This is a genomic window from Leuconostoc garlicum (assembly GCF_001998805.1).
GTDB classification, from domain to species: Bacteria; Bacillota; Bacilli; order Lactobacillales; family Lactobacillaceae; genus Leuconostoc; species Leuconostoc lactis.
In genome coordinates this window covers 250,151-273,475 of sequence record NZ_CP016329.1, presented here as the reverse complement: position 1 = coordinate 273,475, position 23,325 = coordinate 250,151, and the positions used below count along the sequence as shown (strand labels likewise).

Here is a 23,325-nt window from a genome sequence, read left to right as displayed (position 1 = left end):
CGCGTACATAATTGCCGGAGGAAGCAAAAATGTCAGAAGAAAAACAGCGACTAACGAAAAAAAATGAAGATTTTATATTTCACTTTAAAAAGCTATTGGCCCAAAACGGCCAATTGTCGCCTGAAAAAATTGAATCAGTGACAAATGAAGTCACTGAAAAATTACTTGAAGCACAACGAACTGGGACAACGGCTGCGCAATTGTATGGGACACCTACACAAGCGGTGGCACAGTTCCTTGATCCAAAGCAAACAGCGCGCAAGTTGCATGAGTATAAGTTCTGGGAATTAGCACTTGATACGTCAATGGCAATTTTGATGTTATTTGCTGGTGTTTTTGGATTGTCATTATTCTTTTCAAAGCAAGCAGGTGGTCAAGGTGCCGGTATTGCCTCACTCTTGTTGATTGCGTTCTTGGGTGGCTCACTTTACACGGCGGTTGTGTTGAAGTTAACGCCTAATCCAAAAGCACAAACAGCGGAACCAAGATCACGACGTTGGTTGTATCTTGGCCTAGCGTTAGTGGCTTGGGTCGTTGGCTTTATCGTCCTTGGTTTGTTACCACCAGTGATTAATCCAACTTTGCCACCAGTGGCTTACATCGTTGTTGCGGCTGTGGCTTATAGTGTTTTCCGTTGGAATCGACAACAAGCTGGCCTAAAGGGTGGCGGCTTCTTAGCCATCAGCCTATTGTCTCAGCAAGCCCGTTTAGAGGCTGCCCAAACTAAGAAGTAGAAGGAGCCGAAGATGAAGATTTTAGTTGTCGACGATGATATTGAAATTGCTGAATTACTTGAAATTTATCTCAAAAATGAAGGCTATGAACCTATCATGGCAACTGATGGTAAAGAAGCACTTTCAAAGCTCAATACCAATCCGGATATTGCGTTGATGATTCTGGATGTCATGATGCCAAATATGAATGGTTTGGAAGTGGTCAAGACAGTCCGTAAAGATAGTCGAATCCCAATTTTGATGTTATCTGCCAAATCAGGGGATATGGATAAGATTCAAGGTTTGATTACTGGCGCTGATGATTATGTGACGAAGCCATTTAATCCGTTGGAAGTGATGGCCCGTGTCCGATCACTTTTGCGGCGTGCGGAAAATGCGGTGCAAGATCAAACACCGGATGTCTTAGATATTGGGTCATTGATCATTAATAAAGATAGCCACGAAGTGAAGACATCTGATGGCGATTTGGTGAATTTAACAGCGTTAGAATTTGGCATTTTGTATCTTTTGGCGTCACACCCAAATCGTGTCTTTTCAGCAGATGATATTTTTGAACGCGTTTGGCAACAAGAATCAGTTGTGTCGGCAAAAACGGTCATGGTTCACGTGTCCCACTTACGTGATAAGATTGAAGAAGCAACGAACGGAGATCAAGTTATTCAAACCGTTTGGGGCGTTGGCTATAAGATTGAAGTAAATTAATGAAAAAATTGGCGTTGTTTTTAAAGCACAATCGCACAAAACTCTATTATGCGGTAGTGACAACTTTGTTACTACTGCTTTTTAGTTGGTCAATTTTTGCGGCGGCAATGCTGATGCAAGGTGATTTACAAAGTGCCCCAACGATCTGGCAATGGGGGACGTGGTCATTGATTGGTGTTGGTGATGTCGTGATTATCATTTGGCAATATGTGCGAATGCGACAAGTCGAAAGTCTCACACGCCTGATTCATGATATGCAGCAAATCGCGAGTGAAAATTCAGATCGCTTGATTGATTGGCAAGCCATGTATGCGCCAAAAACCCAAGCATTAATTGATGTGACCAATACCATTGCCAAACAAACACAAAAAATTCGTGAAGAGGAACGAGAAAGTGAACGTTCCAAAGACGAAATGATTACGAATATTTCGCATGATTTAAGAACACCACTGACAGCCATTATCGGGTATCTCGGTTTAGTTGAAATGAATGGTGAGCAATTAAGTGACGCCGATCGCGCCAAATACATCCACACCGCCTATAGCAAATCTAATCAGATGAAAGTGTTAGTGGAAGATTTGTTTGAATTTTCCAAGACACAGGCGCATGATGCCGTGTTGAACTTGACGACTTTAAGCTTGAGTGACTTATTTGCGCAGTTAATTGCCAGTTATGAAATTGAAGCACAAGAACATAACGTGGCGTTAACACAAATTGTGAAACCGGAGTTAATCGTTTTAGAAGCAGACTCCGATAAATTGGCACGCGCATTGATGAATTTAATCAGTAACGCCTTTAAGTATGGGGATGGCGCAACATTTATCAAATTGACGGCACAAGTTAAAGGGACTGATGTGGAAATTCGTGTTATTAATGATGGTATCAAAATTCCAAGTGAGGCGCTAACCGATATTTTTGATCGTTTCTACCGTGTTGAAAGTTCACGGAATAGTCAAACGGGTGGAACGGGACTTGGCTTAGCCATTGTAAAAGGCATTATTGCACAACACCATGGACAAGTGCGGGCCACATCAGATGATGAACTCACAACTTTTATCGTGACATTGCCTTTACGACAAACGGATATGACCACAGCGTCACCGGAAGTATAGCAACAGGTCTGTTGGCCTGTTTTTTTATTTGGCTAAAAATAATGATTAACTATTTCCAAAATGGCAAAAGTGTGTTATTATATTGGTATAGACCAAAGTGGTATAGACCAATAAGGAGAGTATGATGCGGATTATTAAAGTAAACAATCCAGATGTTGGCGCACAGCGTGCGTTTGAAATTTATGAAGACGCACTTGCCAAGGGCACGCAGGTACTTGGCTTAGCAACCGGCGCTACGCCTATTAAATTATACGAAAAGTTTGTGGATAGTTCACTGGACTTTTCCGATTTGACAGCAATTAATCTTGATGAGTACGTTGGCTTGACGCCACAAGACCCACAAAGTTACCATTATTTTATGCAGCAACACTTGTTTCAATACAAGCCGTTCAAGCAAACTTTTATCCCAGATGGTGCCAGTGATGATATTGAACAAGCTGCTAAGGCTTATGATGACATCATTGCGCAACATCCCATTGATTTACAATTATTAGGTTTAGGGCAAAATGGCCATATTGGCTTTAATGAACCTGGGACACCGTTTAATTCAACGACGCACGTGGTGAATCTAACCGAATCCACAATCGCTGCTAATGCGCGATTCTTTGACAATCCGGCATCAGTGCCGACGCAAGCCATTTCAATGGGCATTGCGTCAGTCATGTCGGCTAAAAAGATTCTCTTGCTAGCCTTTGGAGAAGCTAAGGCAGCGGCCGTGGCAGCAATGGTTAATGGCCCAGTGACTGAGGCTTTGCCGGCATCAATTCTACAAGAACATGCCGATGTGACCATTATTATTGATGACGCAGCCGCATCAAAATTGTGATAAAATAAAATTGTAAGCGCTTAACAAATTTTAAGGAGGAAATGCGCCGCCATCTTATTTTGATGGGGACGCTTGGCTAACGCTATGGCACACATCACACTTGATACAAAAAACATCGAAAATTTCGTCGGCGAACACGAATTTTCTGAAATGCAACCATTAATTACGATGGCGGATCAACAACTACGCAATCGGACGGGTGCAGGCGCTGAATATTCGGATTGGCTCACATTGCCAACGGATTATGACAAGGCAGAATTTGTGCGGATTAAAGCAGCCGCAAAACGCATTCAAAGCGAGTCAAAGATTCTTGTTGTCATTGGTATTGGTGGCTCATATCTTGGGGCTAAGATGGCAGTGGATTTCTTGAATCCAATGTTTAACAATGAATTACCAGATGACCAACGTCAAGGTGTCAAGATTTACTTTGCCGGTAACTCAACGTCAGCCGCATACCTTAACGATTTGGTACGTGTTATTGGGGACCAAGACTTCTCAGTGAATGTGATTTCAAAGTCTGGAACAACAACAGAACCTTCAATTGCCTTCCGTGTGTTCAAGCAATTACTTGAAAAGAAGTATGGTGCTGAGGCTGCTAAGCAACGTATTTATGCCACGACTGATGCTAATCGTGGGGCACTACATGACGAAGCTGTGGCAGCTGGGTATGAAACTTTCACGATCCCAGATGGTGTCGGTGGGCGTTTCTCAGTCTTGACGGCTGTCGGGCTATTGCCAATTGCTGCTAGCGGTGCTGACATTGATGCATTGATGGCGGGGGCCAAGGATGCGCAAGAGGCTTACTCAGATGCTGATTTGAATAAAAACGCGGCTTATAAATATGCCGCTGCCCGTCGTATTTTGTACGATAAGGGTTATACAACAGAACTTTTAATTAACTGGGAACCTTCAATGCAATATCTATCTGAATGGTGGAAGCAATTGATGGGTGAATCAGAAGGTAAGAACCAAAAGGGTATTTATCCCTCATCAGCCAATTATTCAACTGACTTACATTCACTTGGTCAATATATTCAAGAAGGTCGTCGTGACTTGTTTGAAACAGTTGTTAAGCTTGATAATCCTGTTTCAAATTTGGATTTGCCACGCGAAGCAGATAACAATGATGGCTTGCAATATCTTGAAGGCATTACCATTGATGAAGTTAACACAAAGGCGTCACAAGGCGTTATCTTAGCGCATGTCGATGGTGGTGTGCCTAACTTGGCTGTGCACTTACCTGCACAAGACGCCTACACGTTGGGTTACATGATTTACTTCTTTGAACTAGCAGTGGGCGCATCAGGTTATCTATTTGGCATTAATCCATTTAACCAACCTGGCGTTGAAGCCTATAAGACAGCCATGTTTGCCTTACTGGGTAAGCCAGGCTATGAAGCAGAAACGCAAGCATTCCGTGCGCGTTTAGGTGAATAATGATTTAAGCACTCAAGGATTGAGTGCTTTTTTTGTGAGCAAATATCGGTGTCTGCGTATCATAATGATGTGACAGAGGGAGTAATATGGAAACTATTTTAGAAGCAGCCATTGCAAACCATGCCAATGATATTTATCTATTACCACTTTCCGAAACGCACTATAGCGTTAAATTTCATATTGATGGCCGTGCGACACAGCATGTCACATTGACTACGGTTGCTGCCCAACAGATGATTGCTGCGGTGAAATATCGTGCCAAGATGAACATCTCTGAGCGTCGGCGCCCGCAACTTGGGCGGTTTAGCCACAAGGATATTTGGATTCGTGTCTCGACAGTCGGTGACTTTCTCAATCGCGAAACCTTGGTATTACGACTGATTTATCAAAAAGGTCAGCGACAGAACTGTTTAGCAGCAACGCAATTTGAAAAGCTTTATCAGCATATGCCGAGTGCCGGCTTGTTTTTAATTGCTGGTCCAACTGGGTCCGGCAAAACGACAACACTCTATCGGCTACTTGAACGGCTAGCAGAGGATAAGTTAGTCTTAACCATTGAGGATCCAGTTGAGATTCAGCAATCAAAATTTGTGCAACTACAAGTCAATGACGATGCGGGTATCCATTATGATGATCTCATCAAAGTGGCCTTACGGCATCGACCGGAAATTTTATTGGTTGGTGAAATTAGAGATCAATTAACAGCTGCGGCCGTAGTCAGAGCTGCCTTAAGTGGGCACTTGGTATTGAGTACGATTCATGCCATGTCGGCACGTGACGTTATTTTACGCCTACGCGACTTAGGTGTTGAACCGGCACAATTAGCGGTTGCTTTAACAGATGTCGTTTACCAGCGACTGGTCACAACCACGCAGCAGCAACAGGCGGCAATTATTGATCATTTAGGCAGTGATGATATTGCGCGCGTACTGCAAGGACAAACAGTCCCAAAGTTTTCAAATCAGTGGCAGGAGGTATTAGCACATGCATTGGCGACCAATAAAATTTCCAAAGCGCATTATCACCACTTCACACAACTTTAAACGTCAACATCAAGTGATGTTCTTTCAAGAGCTTGGTGAACTATTACAGTCAGGCTATAGTATTGCGCATAGTTTAGATATTCTTGCTGCTGCGCACACACCATGGACAACTTGGTTAGCAACTGTCAATGCGCGCTTAAATCAAGGGGTGCCGTTGCACGTTGTGTTAGATCAAACCGTTTCACAAGCTATTTTGTTACAAATTAAGCTGGCGGATCAGCATGGTAATTTGTCTGAAACGTTGGTCACAATTGGTCAGCATTTAGCCCAAGTGCAACAACAGCAACAAAAAATTAAGCAAGTATTGCAATATCCAATCGTTTTAATTGGATTGCTGGGACTGATGCTGATTGGTATGAAGCTTTTTTTATATCCGATTCTACAACAGTGGCAAGATACAGCAGTGTTAGATTCGGGTGAAACACAGCAGGTGATGTGGTATGTCATCGGCATGATTGTCGTGGCGTTGTGTTTTGGTATCTGGCATTGGCGTCGTTTGCCGGAACGTCAGCGATTGAAAATGCTATCACGATTATGGTTGATTGGACCAATTGTGAAAACAATTGTGACTTATCAAGTCGCGCAACAACTAGCGGTGTTACTGGCTAATGGTTTGACAGTACCAGAAATTTTAGCAGAAATGTGTGGTATTCAGGGTCAGAAAAATCAGCAGTTGGCAATTTTATTAGCTGAAGATGCGCATGTAGCCTTACAGTCAGGCTGTACGTTATCCGAATATATTCTTAAACAACCTTACTTTAATCAGGCATTAGCAGGCTATTTTGTTCGCGGTCACGAACCCAAACGCCTCGCAGGTTATCTCGCATATTATGCCAAGTTACAGTATCATCAAGTGATGCAACGGACGAATCGGTTGATTGACATGTTGCAACCTATCTTTTTTGGCGTGATCGGCATTGCTATCATTGCGGTCTATTTGTCGATGTTGTTACCCATGTACCAAACGATTGGCGGTTTATATCAATGACATTTTTTAAACGTAAGCATCCAGGATTTACATTAATTGAAACAGCAATTGTTCTTTTTATCATCAGTTTACTCATGTTACTGATCTTGCCCAATTTAAATACGCAACGTAAAAAAGCGGTTGCAACTCATGCAACCGTAATGGTATCAACCGTACAATCGCAAATTGATTTATATATTAACGAGCATCCGGATGATAAAATTGTGACGTATTCAGACTTAGTAGCTGCAGGTTATTTATCGCCTAAGCAAGTCCAAAAGGCGAAAGAACTACACATCAGCCTTGATAATAATGAAGCACATCAGTAAAGGCTATACCTTACTCGAATCACTGGTTGTACTCGGGATTGTGGCTGGTTTATTTTTACTCAGTAGTCGGATGCCAGTGTCAGCACCAAATATGTCACAATGGTCTGCGACGTTCAAATCAAGTTGGCAACAAGAACGGATATCGGCGCAAACACAGCAATGTCGGCGGACGGTTCGCTTTCGAGAAAATGGCATTGTTTTTAATCATACGCAACTGGCCTATCCCAAAGGGTATCATCACGACAAGACACAGACAATCCAAATTTTATCAACAGGTTATGTTGCCCCGACAACAGTGATACTCAGTAATGGTCAACATGTGATCAAAATTATTTTTAGTTTAGGAGGTGGGGCATATCGTATTACACAGTCGTAGATCAGCCTTTATTCTTGGCGAAGCTTTAGTCACCTTTGGCTTATTAAATGGGTTACTTTTATTAGAATATGAACAAATAACCCAATATAAACAGCAGGTACAACGTTTAGAAAAACGGTATCAAATGGCCCAACAAGAACGCTTAGCGGCGATGAAAGCATGGCATACCTATGAACAACCGTAAATTACCGGCGTTTACCATATTGGAAACATTGATTGCGTTGGGCGTAACGGGTTTGTTATTTGTCACGATTCAATTACTGTTACCTTGTTTTCGTGTGTCGCATGAACCGCCTTTAGATATGGCGTTACGTGCAGCTATCTACCAAATCACGACACAAAAATACGCGTTAAAGGGGATTTTGCCGCATGAATTACAGCTGATGAGTCATGATGGCAAAAAAATGACACTCAATATTGTTAAAAATCGCCTGCAATTGTCAGGTGAGGGCGCCGGCCAAGTTATTTTTATTTCCGAGGTAACAGCATTTCATGTTAAAGATTATGCGGCATATGTACAACTTGAATTATCAGGACAACAGCATCAGCAAGCAACAGAAGTTCTCTACCTACTGCGTGCGCAGATGGATGATTAAGCGTCAACGCGGGGCGGTTTTTGGCTCAGCGTTGATTATTTTGGCGCTCCTTGGCAGCCTAATGGTGTTACAAAACGTTGCCTGGCATGCGCAATTACAAACGCGTCAACAATTGACGGTGATGGCACAGTTGGACACAATCCAATTTAAGGCAAGTATCCTGTATGCTAAAACACAGCAAACCACGTTTAACTTAGCAGGCGCTAGCGTAACCGTTCAAGATGATAACCTTCGTATTCGCTTGGGGCAAACAATCTATACACGGGCGTTGCTCAGGCACGCGCCTTGAAAACCTTATGAAAACACGTTAAAATAGGGCTATGACACAAGATAAAATAGCACAATATTTCGATGATTTAACAACAAACTCACAGGCCTTAGCCGAGGATGCCGACATCAGTCTCACAGATGCGTTGATTGAACTTTTAGAAGATGTCGCAAACGGGCAAGTAGCCATTGAAGATGGTAAGCCAACCCCAGCAGTTGCTGAACAGATTGAAAAGTTTATTGCGGCGTTTGACTGGCGCAGTATGTCGCCAGCTGATCTCCGAAAGACGTTGCAATTAGCAATCTTAAAAGTCACTCGGGATGACCATACGCAGGCTAATTTCCAAATTACACCTGACGGTATTGGTTATTTGTTGGCTGATTTTTTGTTGCAAACGGCAGACCTTAAATCAGGGGATACAATTCTGGACATGACAGTTGGTGCTGGGAACTTATTGCAGACCGTCAATGACGTCTTGAAAATGAATGACCTAGATGTTAAGCGTATTGGAATTGATAACGATGAGACACAATTGGCCTTGGCAACGGCGGTTGATCAGTTATTGACCAAAGGGACAACGACTTTTTATGAGTCAGATGTTGTCGCATTGACTGAAATGCCAAAGGCCAAGGCTGTTATCGCTGACTTACCAGTTGGTTATTATCCATTAGAGCCAGCAGAAAGTTATCAAACACGTAACCAAGATGACCGCTCATTTGTTCACCATTTGTTGATTGAAAAAAGCTTGGAATTTGCAACTGATGATGGCTGGGTCTACTTGATTGTACCGGCCAATGTCATGATGGGCGACCAAGCAAAAGATCTGTTGAAATTTTTGACACAAAAAGCACAGCTTAAAGCATTTTTGCAATTACCAGCAGCCTTCTTCAAAGACCCACGCGCTGCCAAGGCGATTCTTGTACTTCGTAAACATGGGGTAGGCAGTCATGGCGAAGTGTTAATGGGGCAATACCCACCACTAAAAGATATTGAAGCGCTACAGAAGTTTTTGCAAGATATCAAAGCTTGGGTTAAACTGGATAAAGAGCAGAACAAAGCCTGATGTTGTGACAATGCACTAAATATTAGAGTGTTTACATAACGAAACACTACCATATCTGATATTTTAAACATGTCGCGGATCAGTACACGTTTAAGAAAGACAGGTAGAAATTTAATCATGGCTAAAACAATGGCTGTAAATGCTGGTAGTTCTTCATTGAAATTTCAATTATTAGAAATGCCGGCAGAACAGGTACTTGCACAAGGATTGATCGAGCGGATTGGCATGGATGATGCCATTGTGACGATTAAGTACGACGCCAAAGCGATGAATCAAGGCGGACGCTTGGACGATCAGTCGGTGGATGACAGCAATATTACAATTTCGAAAGATGGGCAAACACGAAAATATGAAACTGTTTTGCCAATCAAAGATCATCAACAAGCCATCAACTTTATGCTACAAAAATTAACTGATTTGGGCATTATCGTTGATTTCAATGAAATTACTGGTGTTGGACACCGTGTCGTGGCAGGTGGTGAGTGGTTTAATCATTCTGTTAAAGTGACAAAGGCGGTCTTGGAAAAGATTGATCGTCTAGCGGATTATGCCCCTTTGCACAATCCGGCGAATGCTATGGGCATTCGGGCCTTTCAAAAGTTATTACCAGATGCTGTTTCAGTTGCTGTGTTTGATACTTCTTTTTATCAAACGATGCCTGAAGAAAATTATTTATATGCGATACCGTATCAGTATTACACACGTTATGGTGCGCGTAAATACGGTGCGCACGGCACATCGCATCGCTATGTTGCCAATCGCGCGGCTGACATGTTACGACAACCACTTAAAGATTTGAAGGTCATCACGATGCACTTAGGTGCTGGCGATTCCATTACGGCAGTGAAAGATGGGAAAGCATTGGATACGTCAATGGGCTTCACGCCACTAGCTGGTGTGGCGATGGCTACGCGGTCTGGGGATGTCGATACGTCGTTGATTTACTATATTCAAGAACGTGAAGGTCTAACAAACGACCAGATGTTGAACATCTTAAATAAAAAGTCTGGCTTGTTAGGATTATCAACGATTTCGTCTGATATGCGCGACTTATTGGCAGTTTACGATACCAATGACCACGCACGATTAGCGATTAAAGTATTCGTGAATCGCATTGTCAAATATGTTGGTCAATATATTGCCGAAATGGGTGGTGTTGATGCCTTAGTCTTTACTGCGGGTATTGGTGAAAATTCAGCCCCAATTCGTCAAATGATTGCCGATAAGTTAGCCTATTTCGGGGTGGCTTTGGATGAAGCGGCCAACCAAAAACGCGGCGAAGAAATTGATATTTCTGCCAAAGATGCTCGGGTTAAAACGTTGGTTATTCCGACGAACGAAGAATTAATGATTGCGCGCGATGTGGAGTTATTCAAGTAATCTCCTTTTAATCTTTCGTCAAACGAAATATGATAGAATAAAACAAGTCGACTAGTGTGTCAGCACGCTAGTCGCTTTAATATTGAAGACATTTTTAGAAGGTGAATTATGGAATCGAGAAAAGAACGGCATCAGCACGAAATTCAAGCTGCTGAAGCACTTGATGCGGCGCAAAATAAGGCATCGTATGATCCCAAAAATCCATTTAATGACGTATATGGTAATGGGCCTCGCCGTAAAAAGCGTGGACCAGTGAAACGATTCGTAGCGATGTTGGCGTTGCTTTTGATTCTATTAGGCGTTGCGTTTGCCCTTAAAGCATTGTTTACGGATAAGTACGCGGCCTTAGATCCTAAAGATACAACGTTTATTACAGTCAAAATTCCGGCAGGCGCGACGGCGTTGCAGATGGGACAAACGTTACAAGATAAAAAGGTAATTACTGACGGCAAGGTATTCTATAAGTACGCTATGTCACAAGGGGCAGAAAAGCTACAAGCAGGGACGTACCGTTTGTCACCAGCCCAACCGATGCAACTCATTTTTAATCAAATGGCGGCTGGCCCATCATCAGCACCAATATTGCCAAAGGGTTATGGTTATGTGAGTGTTGGGCAAACACCAGATGAAGTTGCGGTGAATTTAGCTGATCAGGTGAAATCTGTTTCAGTCCAAGACATCTTGACAGCGTTTAATGACAAGCAATTAATCAACAAGATGTACCAAAAATACCCTGACTTACTACGCGGTGTGAAGCAATCAAGTACGAAGGATGCCAAGTTATTAGATTATGTGTATCCGCAAGCCTTTGACTTAAGACAAGCCAAGACAGCTGATGATATTGTTGGCGTTTTGCTTGAAACATCGAATAAGACAATGACGCCTTACTATAAGACCTTACGGGCCAATGGTATGGCAACACCAAACGTCATGGCGCTTATTGCAACATCAGGTAAGGGTGAATTCGAACGACGCTTAGCTTTCATTAATAAGATTGCCCCTTATGCACAGCAATTGGCTAAGCAATATGGTATTTTGGCTTCAATCTCAATTGCCCAAGCAGCCCATGAATCCAACTGGGATAATTCAAAATTGTCGTCAAAGTATAATAACTTTTACGGCGTTAAGACACAGGATACGACGCCTGGCAAGTCAGTGGTCTTGGATACAACTGAATATGTCGACGGTAAGCCACAAACTGAACAAGCACGTTTTGCAGTGTATGATAGTTGGAAAGACAGTATGAAGGAACATGCGGAAACGATTGTTAACGGTAATACTTGGAATCCGGATCAGTTTAAAGACGTCTTAGCAGCAAAAAATTATAAAGAAGCAGCAAAAGCCTTGTATGAAGATCATTATGCAACAGACATCAACTATACAAAATTGTTGATTAATTTGATTGAAACATGGAATTTACAACGCTTTGATAAGTAAAACTACCAAAATTTTGGTAGTTTTATTTTTTTTGAGATGATGACGATTTATGGCAATAACGTCATATTCATTGCTGAATGTTTGATAAGACGGTAATATTCTGATAGTTATTATGATAATTACGTGTGAAAACGTTGAAAAATAAATAAAAAAATGAAAACGTTTACAAAAAGTAACAAAAAGACTTGTGTAAACGTTTTCATTCGTGTAAAATAGTTCTAGTAAATATGTTATGCAATCAATGCATGATCAGAAATAAGGAGCGATTTAAAAAATGAATGCAGCACTTTTGTTGGCGCTTGTGCCAGCACTAGCATGGGGCTCAGTTGGCCTTGTTAATACTAAAATGGGTGGCTCAGCCGGTCAACAAACACTGGGAATGACTTTTGGTGCGTTGATCTTTGGTTTGGCCACAATGTTTTTCTACGTGATGCCAAACCACGCTTACTTGGGGTCACAAATTTGGATCGTTGGGATTCTTTCTGGTTTGGTTTGGGCAGTTGGAACTGCCGGCCAATTCTTAGCAATTAAGGATTTGGGTGTGTCACTTGCCATTCCGTTGTCAACTGCGGGTCAAATTGTCACCAACGCTTTGATGGCCGCTGTGGTCCTTGGCGACTGGAAGACAGGTAAGATGTGGGCGATTGGTATTATCTCAATCGTTGCCGTGGTGATCGGGGCAACTTTGATTTCTGCCCGTGATAAGGCACAAAAGTCAGACGTTGCAGCGCAACAAGCCGCAACAAAGAGCATGACCAAAGGGTTGGTTTATCTGGTTATTTCAACTGCTGGTTATATGTTCTACTTCGTTTTGCCAAACTTCTTGAACAAGATTGGTTACATTTCAGATGCGATCAAGGCAAAGAATAACGGTGTTGACTATATGACAGCAATCGTTGGCCCACAAGCCATCGGTCAAGTCATCGGTGCTTTCTTGATTGTGATCTTTGTTTTGAAAGAAGCAGATCAAATGTTTGAAAAGCCAACTTGGAAGAATATTTTGACTGGTTTGGTTTGGGCAACAGGTAACATCTTTATGTTCATCTCAGCCGCTAACCCAGCCGTTGGGCAAACAATTGCCACAACATTCTCACAACTTGGTATCATTGTTGCAACATTCGGTGGTATCTACTTGCTTGGTGAAAAGAAGTCAAGCTACCAAATGAAGATGATTATTGTCGGTACAATTCTTGTTGTCATCGGTGCAATCATCATCGGCAATATCAACCAATTTGCATAAGATACTTAAAAACCAGCTGCGTCTGGTTTTTTTGATCACAAAAAAAGACTAGCGACATGTTGTCGTTAGTCTTTTAAGTAATTACTTTTCAACTTTTAGAATTTCAACTTCAATACTGTCACCACTTGGCAATGGTACAGCAACTTTGTCGCCAACCTTTTTACCAAGCAAGGCCACAGCCATAGCTGATTCGTTTGAAATCTTACCAGCAAGTGGATCTGATTCTGTTGACCCAACAATCGCATATGTTTCAGGTTCTTCGTCAGGTAATTCCTTAAAGGTTACTGTCTTACCGAGTGATACTTCATCAGAAGCCGTAGCATTTGGATCGATGATTTGAGCATTTTCAATCATCTTCTTCAAAGTTAAGATACGACCTTCAACGAAGGCTTGTTCATCTTTGGCAGATTGATATTCAGAGTTTTCAGACAAGTCACCGTATGAACGGGCGATTTGGATACGATTGGTAATTTCAGGACGTTGATTTGAGATGAGATCTTCCAATTCAGCTTGTAGCTTTTCACGACCCTCAGCTGTCATTGGAAATACTTTTTCTTCTGACATAAAAAATAATTCCTTTCAATTTTGCGACATTATCGCAAATAATAAGCAAAATGAGCATATCATGCAGGCTTTGAACTTGCAAGCTTTTTTTGCCGGGCAAATGAGAAAATAAGCCCAAGTAGTGCGACACTGGAAATGGCAACGCCTAGCCACCAAAGTGGCGGCGTATAGCGCCAAGTGACGGTATGCCGACCAGGGGTTGTTTTAATGGCAATAAAGTAATCAGCCACTAGCGCGGGTTTAACGGGTTGACCATCAAGGGTGATGTGCCAACCTGGCGCTTTTGGAATGGTGGTCATGATTAAGGGTTGGTCGGCTGTTGTCGTGATAGTACCGGTTAATTGACGTGGACTAGAGGCCGTGATGTGTAATGGTTGCTTGGCCAATGTGGCAGCTTGTTGCTGGAATAGGTTTTGATCAATATGGTATAAGGTCACGTTATTGAGCACTAAGAACTTCGTTTGTTTAAATCGAATAGTGACGGTTTGTGGTTGTGATTTAGCGTTAGCGGCGAGGTTAATCACAATCGTATGACGATAGGAGCTGAATTGTTTAATCACTTGACCATTGAGCAGCAAATCGAAATCTTTGATTTGCAGGCCGCTACCAATTGTTAGATAGTAACTGTCATTGGTTGTCGGCGTGAATTGCAAATCTAAGCTGGCAGGTTGCGTGGGATCCTTTTTGGTAATGACGGCGTCGGTAATGATCGTTGGTGGCGTCGTGATGTTATGGCCAATAACCTGATTAAAATTAGCAACTTGCAAAGGCGATGTTGTTGCCCCAGTCAAGTTTTGCCATAAATTGGCTTGGTTTTGCATTGGATTATTGGTGAGTAATTTTGTTGAAAGCGCTGCGTTGTTTGCTGCAAAGGCAACTGGCAGAGCGTAGGAATTTTGCCACACAGCGGTTGTCTGATTGCGCGCTTTTAGATGGTAAAAACTGGTATCTGGCCGGTGACCAATCCGCAAGTTTTGTGGATCACCAGGTTGTCCTGGCGTTTGTGCACTCGGGGTAATGACGTATTTCATGCCTAACAAAGCATCCGATAATAGGCTACCGTTACTATAGTTGACAAAGTTATCCCCATCTGGCTGACCAAAATAGCCAAAGAATGTTGGCGTTGATTTTGAGATGGATGAACTAAAATGGGCGCCGCTATTATAGTTGAACATCATGGCATCCCCGCGCGTGCGTTGAAAGGTTTGGGCGACACGATACCAAGCCTTGTCTTGCTTTAGGATTTTATCGGCGCCTTGTAGGGATTGAATGGCGCGTTGATATTCGGTATTTGTTAAATAAGAAAAATGATTGAGCGTTGCATAGACATTGACAGTGAGGCTGCCAAGGGTTACTAAAAATAAGAGGGGCAAGCGCAGACGGTCAGATGATTGGAAGAGCAATAGGGCTAGCGTGATTAAGAAGAGCCCTGCGAAAATGGCGATGGTGCGATGGTTGATATAAGAAACGTGCTGATTTGACATCAGTGCGTAACTGACAATTGCCATCATGACAGCGAGGTATCCAACGACCGTGACGGCTTGCGGTTGCCAAGTTGGTTGCCATGAGAGCGCTGCAAGATAAATAATGAAAAAACTAATAATGAAACTAAACCGGTAAGGATACCAAACAGGGTACTGGAACCCGTGAAAGAGTAACGTCAACGGCGCCCAGGTTGTGGCCACGATTAAGAAGACGATAATGATAAAACCGCCGCCTTTCACGCGCCAGTGCCATAAATTGGTGGTTAAAAAAGTAATAAAAGTAATCAACACGAATGCTGACACATAAAAGTTTGCTAAGCCGGTCTGCATTTGATCGAAATCAAAGCTGCCAGGAATGAGTTTAAAAACAAGCTGTAGTGGATTGTTATCAAATCGCCAAGTCAGTGGTGAGTTATACTGCGATTTACCGATGCGTAATTGATAAATTGTGGGTAAGAGTAACCAGGCGCTTAGGGCACCAGCCGTTAAGCTCCCGTAAACAAAGCGTTTAAAAATTTGCCAGCGCGGCTGAACTTGTTGGGGCCAAGTGAGGCGCCAGAAAAAATAAAGGACAAGGAAAATAGCAATCATGTAACCAATATAGTAGTTACAAATAATGGTGGCGCCTAACAGTAGTGCATAACGCCACCAAGTGGCTTGTACAAATAGGCGTTCAAGCTGGAGAATAACCAATGGCAACAAAATCGCCGCGTCCAGCCAAAGGAGATTTAAATCATTGGCCACAAACCAACCAGACAGGGCATAGTTGACGGCAAAAAGCGTCACGTAATAGCCTCTTTGTAGGTTTAAACGGGCTAACAAGTAGGCCATGGTGAGGCCAGCGGCGCCAAATTTCAGAACGGTGACGCCTAAAATGGCTGCCGGTAAGTTGATGTTGGGGACGACTAAAAAAATGAGATTAAAAGGGCTCATTAAACAATAAGCCCATTCACTAATCATGTCGCCACCAAGGCCGTTACTAAATGAATAAAAGAAGCTGCTTGGATGGGCCAAAAAAGCCGTTTTAAAGGCAGCAAATTGGTCAATATATTGTTGTCCCAGATCAACCGTTAAGATGGAGTTCGTACCAAAAGGTGCCATCCCGCGATAAGCATAATAAGTCAGCATGATCACGGCCGGGAACCAAAAACTTAACGCGATTGGGGAAATAAAAAATCGTTTAATCGTCATATTACTAATATACCAAATTATCGGGATATTTTTAGCGCAAAAACTGGATTTGTGGTAATCTAGTTTAAGTAGTTTATTGTTAAATTGGGGATAAATATGCAACGAAATCCGTATTTAGAAGATCGGGATAAAAAAAATAGCGTCAGTGCTAACTTGCCAGTACGCTTAAATATATTATTAGGCATTGCGCTAACGTTGATGATTGCCTTAGTCATCCAGTTAGCGTTTTTAACGATTCAACAAGGGTCCTACTACCAAGGTGAAGTCAATCGTAGTGATGAAACGATTGAAAAAGGGAACGTTCCGCGTGGGATGTTTTACGATTCAAATGGCCGCGTGATTGTTGGTAATAAAGCACAAGCGGCGATTACCTTTACTCGTGGGACGTCTGTTACAGCAGCGAGTATGCGGCAAACCGCTATTAAGTTAAGTCGATTTTTAACGGTTGACACGCAACGTTTGAGTGAGCGTGCCAAAGCGGAATTTTACTTGGCTGATGACAAACAAAGTCAAAAGGTTGCCAAGCAAGTCACAAAGGCAAATGCTAAAAAAGGGGCAACCCTGACACCTTCTGAAGTGAATAATTTGATGGTTAATTACGTCCTCACACATCATTTGACGGATAATGTGGATGATAACGCTGCGATGATTTTTCAACGGATGAGTGGGGCTTACACATTGTCCACAACCTTCATTAAAGAATCTGACGTGTCAAATCAGGAATTAGCCGAAATTGGTGAACGTCTGAGTGAGTTCCCAGGGGTTAAATTAGGTACGAGTTGGACACGTCAATACCCAGAAGGGGATGCCTTTAAAGCGCTTGTTGGGACAGTGACGAATGAAGCGACTGGTTTGCCAGAAAACCGCTTGCATACTTTGCTGGCGCAGGGTTATTCACAAAATGAACCAGTAGGTAATTCAAGTCTTGAGATGGATTATGAATCGATCCTGAAAGGATCAGCCTCTCAGACGTTGGTCACGACAAATAGTGATGGCCAAGTGAAGTCGTCACAAGTTAAATATAATGGGCAAGCTGGGGATAACATTAAGCTGACAATTAATGCGCGTTTCCAAAGTGAAGTCCAAAAGATTTTGGAAGATAACTTACCAGGCGGTGATGTGCAAGGCGCTTACGCCACGGTAATTAATCCCTATACTGGTGGGATTTACGCCATGGCCGGGGTTGATCGTGATGCCGCGACAGGTAAGAAAACAGCCAATCCCCTGGGTAACATTAATCGTGGGATTGTCATGGGATCGGTAGTGAAGCCAGCGGTGCTTGCAACGGCCTTCCAAAAAGGGGTTATCTCAGCGAACAACACGGTCTTAAATGACCAAGGGATTAAAATTGCTGGGACTCAAGAAATTACGTCTTACTGGAACCGTAGCGGAAAAGCCATTCCAATTGATGCACAAACTGCGCTAGAACGGTCATCCAACACGTACTTTGTGCAGTTGGGGATGAAGATTGGTGGCCAGACTTATAGTCCTGGCTCACCATTAGCGTTACATGCGGATGCTTTCCAGACTTTGCGTAATGGGTTAGGCCAGTTTGGTTTGGGCACTAAGACTGGCATTGACATTACGGGGGAAACGGCCGGTTATCGTGGTCCAACCACCGGTGAAGCGCGTGGTAAATATTTGTATGAGTCATTTGGACAATATGATACTTACACGACATTACAACTCGCCCGCTATGTCGCAACGATTGCTAACGGCGGTTACTTAGTACAACCACATGTGGTCGGGTCAATTTTGCAAAGTCAGCCCAATAGTGATCGTGCCAAGACAGTTTGGACAGCATCACCGATTGTTCAAGGCCAGGTTAACCTCTCATCAAGTGAGTGGTCAATCATCAAAGAAGGGATGAACCGGGTTGCCAATGGCTCAGATTCTTGGAACACGGGTGGTTCTGACTTGCATAAATTGGTACCAAAAGTTTATGCTAAAACAGGAACAGCGGAAACTAAGACCAACGGCCATGATACGTTTACCGAATCGATGATCGCTTACGTGCCCGGTCAGCCTTTTGCTGTTGCGATGGCCATTCCGGGGATGAACAATTACTTGGATGGTACGAACGGTAAAATATCAGCTAAAATCATTGATGCTTATTGGCAGTATGTTGAAGCGAAACCAGATGCAAAATAAAACACCTGAAAATGACTTTCAGGTGTTTTTTTATTGCTGTGAAATCGCAACTGATTGGGCGATATAAGTATCCGGGTGTAAAATAAGTTGCGTGATAAATTCGGCAACGCTTGTGCGTGTAATTGGGCCACCAACAATTTGTTCGTGGGGATCAGTTTGGACGTGAATGGTCTGCATGATGTTATCATCAAGTAGCTCATTAGGCCGAATAATCGTATAATCGAGTGCCGACGACATAATCCGTGCAACGGCAGCGGCTTGATCGCCCATATAGGTGTTTTCGTTATCGGTTGTGCCGAGTAGATTAGCCCAAAGATCACGCTTGTCATCCGGTAGTTCATTATGGACACCGATTGTGGCCACCCAAATCAAACGCTGCACACCGGCAGTGTGCATGGCATTAACCACACTATTTGCAGCTGATTTTTGGCGGCCTTCAGCACCAATATTGGCATAAACGATGTCCACATCCTTCATCGCTGTGACGAGGGCATCTTCGTTAACGGCATCTAAGGCTCGAATGCCATGATCCGGCCGTGCGTGAAGTGAGGTTAAGATCGTTTCGGTATTGGTATGGGCAAGCATCGGCACCACAAGTTTTGCGATTTGGCCATTGGCCCCTAAAATTAGTAGTTTTGTCATGATTTTATTTTAGCATGAAACGTCCAGAAGGGGTACAATGGTTATTAGTAATGGCAGCATGACAGTGTGCTATTTGATCGACAATACTGGATACCCGTCTCCTGGCAGCAGACGGGTGGGTGCAACTGATCATTGTTGAAAAGATGGGGGTCAACTAGCACGAACTGATCATGCCACCACGAACCGAAAAAGTTATTTAAAGGAGCCATACTCATGGAAATTAATTTAGTTCTAGCACCTGAACAATCGCCAGCTACATTATTAGAGATGCAGGCTGCGCATCCTCAAAATTTCTTTTATTTGGGGAAAGTGTCGCAACTATCCGGCACGAATCTTTTGATTGTCGGCGAGCCAGCATTAGTTCAGCAATTTAAGCGACCAATGCCTTTTAACAGTCGCGTCATTAATGGAGAATTGCACGGTAATTTTATCCATCAAATTGCGTTCCAAAGTAAGGAACATAACGATGAATTGATTGGTCAATTGGTGTCAGCCAATGCCATTTTGGCACAAAGTGCGGATGGTAAGTCTGAGTATATGTTATGGACTTTTTGGCCAAATCAAGAAGCACTTGTTGAATTTTTGGAAAGTGATATTTATAAGCAAATGCAACGGTTGATGCGCAATGCTTATACGACGACTTACGCCCATGTGCTGTCAGAAGATCATCTCTCATTGATGCATAAAAAAGATGATGACAACAATCAAACGCAAAGCGTTTAAAACCGTTGCTTGCAATCCCTAAATTTCTACGCTAAAATGATGTCATAACTAAATAACACGATCTGGGGTGCCAAGTTGGCTGAGAAATACCCATTGAACCTGATCGCGGTAATGCGCGCGAAGGGAGATTCATTGATGAAGACTAATAAGTGGGTTAAACCATACTTTTTATGACCGTCACCTGTTTTTCCTGTGCGAAAAAAGGTGACGGTTTTTTATTTTTCTCGGTTAGCAACCCCAGTTCAGTAGAGGAGACGATTGTGGCAACAACGACAACAGCAGGGCTTGGTTCTCGGCGAACCGTACGAAAAATGGCGTTAGCAGGCGTGCTAACAGCCTTATCATTTGCGACATCTAGTGTCGTGGTGCTCCCCAATATGGCGCCGTTTCAACATTTTTTTAATGTCATCACAGCGGTGTTGTTAGGCCCTTGGTATGCGATTGCCGTGGCGTTTTTGACCGGCAGCTTGCGGATGATTTTAGCAGGACGTCCGATTTTGGCAATTGTGGGGGGCGGTGATTGGTGCGGGCTTGGCCGGTTTTTTATATCGCTGGACTGGCAAGTATAGCGCGGCGGTGATTGGTGAAGTAATTGGGACTGGGGTGATTTCAGCGATAGTTGCCGTACCACTGATGAATGTGCTATACCATGCTCATGTGCCAAGCCTTTTCTTCTATATCCCTTTCTTTATGCCGGCCGCAACCTTCGGGGCTGTGTTAGGCTACTTATTCTTAAAAGTGACCCAAAAAACTGGTTTGTTGGGTCGTTTAATGGATCGTTTCTAAACAAAATGAACGAGGTTAATCATGGATTTAAAAACTTTAAAAACAACATCGCCTTTAGTATTTAACTATGCTAACTATGTAACACCCCAATTTGTGGCCAACGTTGTCAATGTGGTTGGTGGCTCACCAATTATGGCCCGCGAAATTGCTGAATTTCCAGATTTAGTGGGCGTCAGTGATGCCGTGGTGATCAATACAGGCACTTGGCGTCGGGCGGAATTACTGGAAACCATTAAATTAGCGCAATTGGCTAATCAAGCTAAAAAAGTTGTGGTCTTGGATCCAGTGGCGGTTGGGATACCATCGCGTAGTGTGCCTGTTAAAGCGGTGATGGCAGATGCCAAAATTGATATTATTCGCGGTAATGCAGCAGAAATTGCCTGGTTTGCTGGGATTGATTTTGCCAGTCATGGCATTGATGCTACTGGTGAGGGGGATTTGCTTATGATTGCACAGCAGGCTGCCAAGAAAACTGGTGCTATTATTGCGATGAGTGGCGCCACGGATGTGGTGAGTGATGGGATGACAACGCAAACGATTGCCGTCGATGTTCCGTTATTGGCCACAAATGTGGGAACGGGCGATGCGCTGTCTGCTTTGATTGGTGCTTTTAACGGCGATGAAGTATCAGTCACCAATACGGTGCGGGCCATGGCGATGATGAAATTAGCTGGCGTACAGGCCGCAAAAAAAGTTACGACTCCTGGTTATTTTGCCAATCAGGTTTTAGATGAACTCTACTTATTAACAGCAGAAGCATTAGAAACATTTATGGCACAAGAGGTAAAAAATGGTTAATGAAACCCCACAAGTCATGACAATTGCAGGCACTGATTCTAGCGGTGGCGCGGGTATGACCGCTGATTTAAATACATTTGCGGCCCACGGCATTTATGGTGCGAATGTTGTCGTATCCGTGACTGCTCAAAATACATTGGGTGTCCAACACGTGCACATGCTACCCCCTGACATGGTGATGGCGCAACTCCAATCGGTAGCAGACGATTTGGCAATTCGCGCGGTAAAAACAGGGATGCTCGGTGATGCAGCCACGGTTAAAACAGTCGCACAAGGACTGCAGCAATTTAATTTTGGGCCATTAATTTTAGATCCCGTGATGGTAGCCAAAGGTGGTGCCCAGTTACTGTCGGATGAAGCTGTGGCAACTGTACGGACGACATTGATGCCGTTAGCCACGTTAATTACCCCAAATATTCCTGAAGCTGAAGTCTTAACCGGTCGCAGAATTCAATCGCCGAGTGATATTATGGCAGCAGCTGACAGGTTGCACAGTTTTGGGACGAAAAATATTTTAATCAAAGGTGGCCATGGCAATGCACGCGTGGTGACAGATTATGTGCGCTTAGAAAATGGCGAACATTTTTGGTTACAAACAACACGATTTGATACGCCTAGAACCCATGGTACTGGCGATACAATTTCAGCAGCAATTACTGCTCAACTAGGGTTGGGCGTAACGCTGAAAACAGCGATTATGCATGCCAAAGCGTATGTCGATGCCACAATTCGCGATGGTATTGCGGTCGGTAATGGGCATGGGCCATTGAACCATTTTCCAAAGGTAACGGCTAAAAATCAACCGGAGGTGTACGATGAGATTTGATCCAGCAGTATTAGCACGCTATTTTGTCTGTGGCACACAAGACGTGGCTAATGAGACAGCTTTTTTTGATGTGTTGACCCAAGCACTACAATCAGGCATTACGCTGTTCCAATATCGGGAAAAAGGGCCCGGTGCTTTGACGGGGAATGATAAATTACGGGTGGCACAGCAGGTACGTGATTTAACCCAGCAATGCGGTGTGCCGTTAATCATCGATGATGATGTGGCTTTGGCGCATGCCGTTCATGCGGATGGGGTGCATTTTGGTCAGGGAGATGGCGAACCAGCCGAAAATATCCAAACTGCCGGTAATCTTGTGGTTGGTATTTCGGTATCCAATCAGCAAGAATATGCCCGAATTGCGCACCTAGCCGGTATTGATCATATCGGAGTTGGGCCGGTTTATCCAACAACTAGTAAGGCTGATGCGAAACCGGCTATTGGCGTTACGGGATTACAGACATTAGTGGCGACAAGTCAATGGCCGAGTGTGGCCATTGGTGGGATTCAAACAGATAATTTAGCGGCTGTCTTAGCCACTGGTGTTGATGGTGCGGCAGTAATTAGTATGATTAGTCAGAGCCAAAATATTGCAGCAACACTGGCGTTTTGGCAACAAATCACCACAAAAAAAGAGCCATGAGGCTCTT

Annotated in this window: 26 protein-coding genes and 1 riboswitch; of the genes, 23 read left to right on the top strand and 3 right to left on the bottom strand. The window is 43.3% G+C overall.

Annotated elements, in window-relative coordinates; genetic code table 11:
- Positions 1–29 precede the first annotated feature (29 nt).
- The 16 genes from A9176_RS01350 to A9176_RS01275 all read left to right on the top strand — a co-directional run bounded on the left by A9176_RS01350 (position 30) and on the right by A9176_RS01275 (position 13,510).
- A complete protein-coding gene (locus tag A9176_RS01350) occupies positions 30–734 on the top strand; it encodes a DUF1129 domain-containing protein (protein ID WP_077281938.1) in 705 nt (234 codons plus the stop codon).
- 12 nt (positions 735–746) lie between these two features.
- Positions 747–1,436 carry a response regulator transcription factor gene (locus A9176_RS01345; RefSeq protein WP_009999749.1) on the top strand — a complete coding sequence of 230 codons (690 nt, stop codon included), beginning with the start codon at positions 747–749 and terminating at the stop codon, positions 1,434–1,436.
- The gene (locus tag A9176_RS01340; RefSeq protein ID WP_077281937.1) at positions 1,436–2,548 is read left to right on the top strand and encodes a sensor histidine kinase; all 1,113 of its coding nucleotides are present in this window, start codon (positions 1,436–1,438) and stop codon (positions 2,546–2,548) included. Before A9176_RS01345 ends, A9176_RS01340 begins: the two co-directional genes overlap by 1 nt.
- A gap of 124 nt (positions 2,549–2,672) precedes the next feature.
- On the top strand, positions 2,673–3,374 hold the full coding sequence (gene nagB, locus A9176_RS01335) for a glucosamine-6-phosphate deaminase (protein ID WP_029510272.1): 702 nt from the start codon (positions 2,673–2,675) through the stop codon (positions 3,372–3,374).
- 84 nt (positions 3,375–3,458) lie between these two features.
- The gene (locus A9176_RS01330; RefSeq protein ID WP_077283216.1) at positions 3,459–4,811 is read left to right on the top strand and encodes a glucose-6-phosphate isomerase; all 1,353 of its coding nucleotides are present in this window, start codon (positions 3,459–3,461) and stop codon (positions 4,809–4,811) included.
- Between the two features lie 86 nt (positions 4,812–4,897).
- Positions 4,898–5,854: a competence type IV pilus ATPase ComGA gene (gene comGA / locus A9176_RS01325; protein ID WP_077281936.1), complete on the top strand. Its 957-nt coding sequence runs from the start codon at positions 4,898–4,900 to the stop codon at positions 5,852–5,854.
- Complete coding sequence (locus A9176_RS01320) at positions 5,796–6,842, top strand: type II secretion system F family protein (RefSeq protein WP_077281935.1); 1,047 nt, start codon at positions 5,796–5,798, stop codon at positions 6,840–6,842. The genes comGA and A9176_RS01320 overlap by 59 nt, the downstream gene beginning before the upstream one ends.
- Positions 6,839–7,150 (top strand): prepilin-type N-terminal cleavage/methylation domain-containing protein, encoded by a 312-nt coding sequence (locus A9176_RS01315; protein ID WP_077281934.1) that lies wholly within the window; start codon positions 6,839–6,841, stop codon positions 7,148–7,150. The genes A9176_RS01320 and A9176_RS01315 overlap by 4 nt, the downstream gene beginning before the upstream one ends.
- Complete coding sequence (locus tag A9176_RS01310) at positions 7,134–7,526, top strand: pilus assembly FimT family protein (protein ID WP_077281933.1); 393 nt, start codon at positions 7,134–7,136, stop codon at positions 7,524–7,526. The genes A9176_RS01315 and A9176_RS01310 overlap by 17 nt, the downstream gene beginning before the upstream one ends.
- A complete protein-coding gene (locus A9176_RS01305; RefSeq protein ID WP_077281932.1) occupies positions 7,498–7,710 on the top strand; it encodes a hypothetical protein in 213 nt (70 codons plus the stop codon). The genes A9176_RS01310 and A9176_RS01305 overlap by 29 nt, the downstream gene beginning before the upstream one ends.
- Positions 7,697–8,122 carry a hypothetical protein gene (locus A9176_RS01300; protein WP_077281931.1) on the top strand — a complete coding sequence of 142 codons (426 nt, stop codon included), beginning with the start codon at positions 7,697–7,699 and terminating at the stop codon, positions 8,120–8,122. The genes A9176_RS01305 and A9176_RS01300 overlap by 14 nt, the downstream gene beginning before the upstream one ends.
- The gene (locus tag A9176_RS01295; RefSeq protein WP_077281930.1) at positions 8,115–8,411 is read left to right on the top strand and encodes a hypothetical protein; all 297 of its coding nucleotides are present in this window, start codon (positions 8,115–8,117) and stop codon (positions 8,409–8,411) included. Before A9176_RS01300 ends, A9176_RS01295 begins: the two co-directional genes overlap by 8 nt.
- A gap of 31 nt (positions 8,412–8,442) precedes the next feature.
- Positions 8,443–9,453, top strand: a complete 1,011-nt coding sequence (locus A9176_RS01290) for a class I SAM-dependent methyltransferase (protein ID WP_077281929.1) — start codon at positions 8,443–8,445, stop codon at positions 9,451–9,453.
- 117 nt (positions 9,454–9,570) lie between these two features.
- The gene (locus A9176_RS01285; protein ID WP_029510256.1) at positions 9,571–10,833 is read left to right on the top strand and encodes an acetate/propionate family kinase; all 1,263 of its coding nucleotides are present in this window, start codon (positions 9,571–9,573) and stop codon (positions 10,831–10,833) included.
- A gap of 108 nt (positions 10,834–10,941) precedes the next feature.
- Positions 10,942–12,270 (top strand): endolytic transglycosylase MltG, encoded by a 1,329-nt coding sequence (locus tag A9176_RS01280; RefSeq protein WP_077281928.1) that lies wholly within the window; start codon positions 10,942–10,944, stop codon positions 12,268–12,270.
- A 274-nt stretch (positions 12,271–12,544) separates the two neighbouring features.
- Entirely contained in the window at positions 12,545–13,510 is a 966-nt protein-coding gene (locus A9176_RS01275) for a GRP family sugar transporter (protein WP_010681820.1), read from the top strand.
- A gap of 81 nt (positions 13,511–13,591) precedes the next feature.
- Here the strand turns inward: A9176_RS01275 and greA are convergent, their stop codons facing one another.
- Together greA and A9176_RS01265 are read right to left on the bottom strand one after the other, a co-directional pair.
- Positions 13,592–14,074, bottom strand: a complete 483-nt coding sequence (gene greA / locus A9176_RS01270) for a transcription elongation factor GreA (protein ID WP_010003959.1) — start codon at positions 14,072–14,074, stop codon at positions 13,592–13,594.
- Between the two features lie 59 nt (positions 14,075–14,133).
- Positions 14,134–16,749, bottom strand: coding sequence for a YfhO family protein (locus A9176_RS01265; protein WP_077281927.1), 2,616 nt, complete (start codon positions 16,747–16,749; stop codon positions 14,134–14,136).
- Between the two features lie 96 nt (positions 16,750–16,845).
- Here A9176_RS01265 and A9176_RS01260 point away from each other — a divergent pair, with 96 nt between their 5' ends.
- Positions 16,846–18,900, top strand: a complete 2,055-nt coding sequence (locus A9176_RS01260; RefSeq protein WP_077281926.1) for a peptidoglycan D,D-transpeptidase FtsI family protein — start codon at positions 16,846–16,848, stop codon at positions 18,898–18,900.
- A gap of 30 nt (positions 18,901–18,930) precedes the next feature.
- On the opposite strand, the gene A9176_RS01255 is transcribed toward A9176_RS01260, so the two are convergent.
- Positions 18,931–19,542 (bottom strand): NAD(P)H-binding protein, encoded by a 612-nt coding sequence (locus A9176_RS01255; RefSeq protein WP_068850863.1) that lies wholly within the window; start codon positions 19,540–19,542, stop codon positions 18,931–18,933.
- Positions 19,543–19,755: 213 nt separating this feature from the next.
- Here A9176_RS01255 and A9176_RS01250 point away from each other — a divergent pair, with 213 nt between their 5' ends.
- The 6 genes from A9176_RS01250 to thiE all read left to right on the top strand — a co-directional run bounded on the left by A9176_RS01250 (position 19,756) and on the right by thiE (position 23,318).
- Complete coding sequence (locus tag A9176_RS01250) at positions 19,756–20,265, top strand: hypothetical protein (RefSeq protein ID WP_077281925.1); 510 nt, start codon at positions 19,756–19,758, stop codon at positions 20,263–20,265.
- 53 nt (positions 20,266–20,318) lie between these two features.
- A riboswitch (TPP riboswitch) is annotated at positions 20,319–20,408 on the top strand.
- A gap of 117 nt (positions 20,409–20,525) precedes the next feature.
- Entirely contained in the window at positions 20,526–20,834 is a 309-nt protein-coding gene (locus tag A9176_RS08865; protein WP_242943231.1) for an energy coupling factor transporter S component ThiW, read from the top strand.
- A complete protein-coding gene (locus A9176_RS08860; RefSeq protein WP_242943230.1) occupies positions 20,797–21,051 on the top strand; it encodes an energy coupling factor transporter S component ThiW in 255 nt (84 codons plus the stop codon). Before A9176_RS08865 ends, A9176_RS08860 begins: the two co-directional genes overlap by 38 nt.
- 21 nt (positions 21,052–21,072) lie before the next feature.
- The gene (gene thiM, locus A9176_RS01240) at positions 21,073–21,849 is read left to right on the top strand and encodes a hydroxyethylthiazole kinase (RefSeq protein ID WP_077281924.1); all 777 of its coding nucleotides are present in this window, start codon (positions 21,073–21,075) and stop codon (positions 21,847–21,849) included.
- Positions 21,842–22,675: a bifunctional hydroxymethylpyrimidine kinase/phosphomethylpyrimidine kinase gene (gene thiD / locus A9176_RS01235; RefSeq protein ID WP_077281923.1), complete on the top strand. Its 834-nt coding sequence runs from the start codon at positions 21,842–21,844 to the stop codon at positions 22,673–22,675. Before thiM ends, thiD begins: the two co-directional genes overlap by 8 nt.
- Positions 22,665–23,318, top strand: a complete 654-nt coding sequence (gene thiE, locus A9176_RS01230; protein WP_077281922.1) for a thiamine phosphate synthase — start codon at positions 22,665–22,667, stop codon at positions 23,316–23,318. Before thiD ends, thiE begins: the two co-directional genes overlap by 11 nt.
- Positions 23,319–23,325 lie beyond the last annotated feature (7 nt).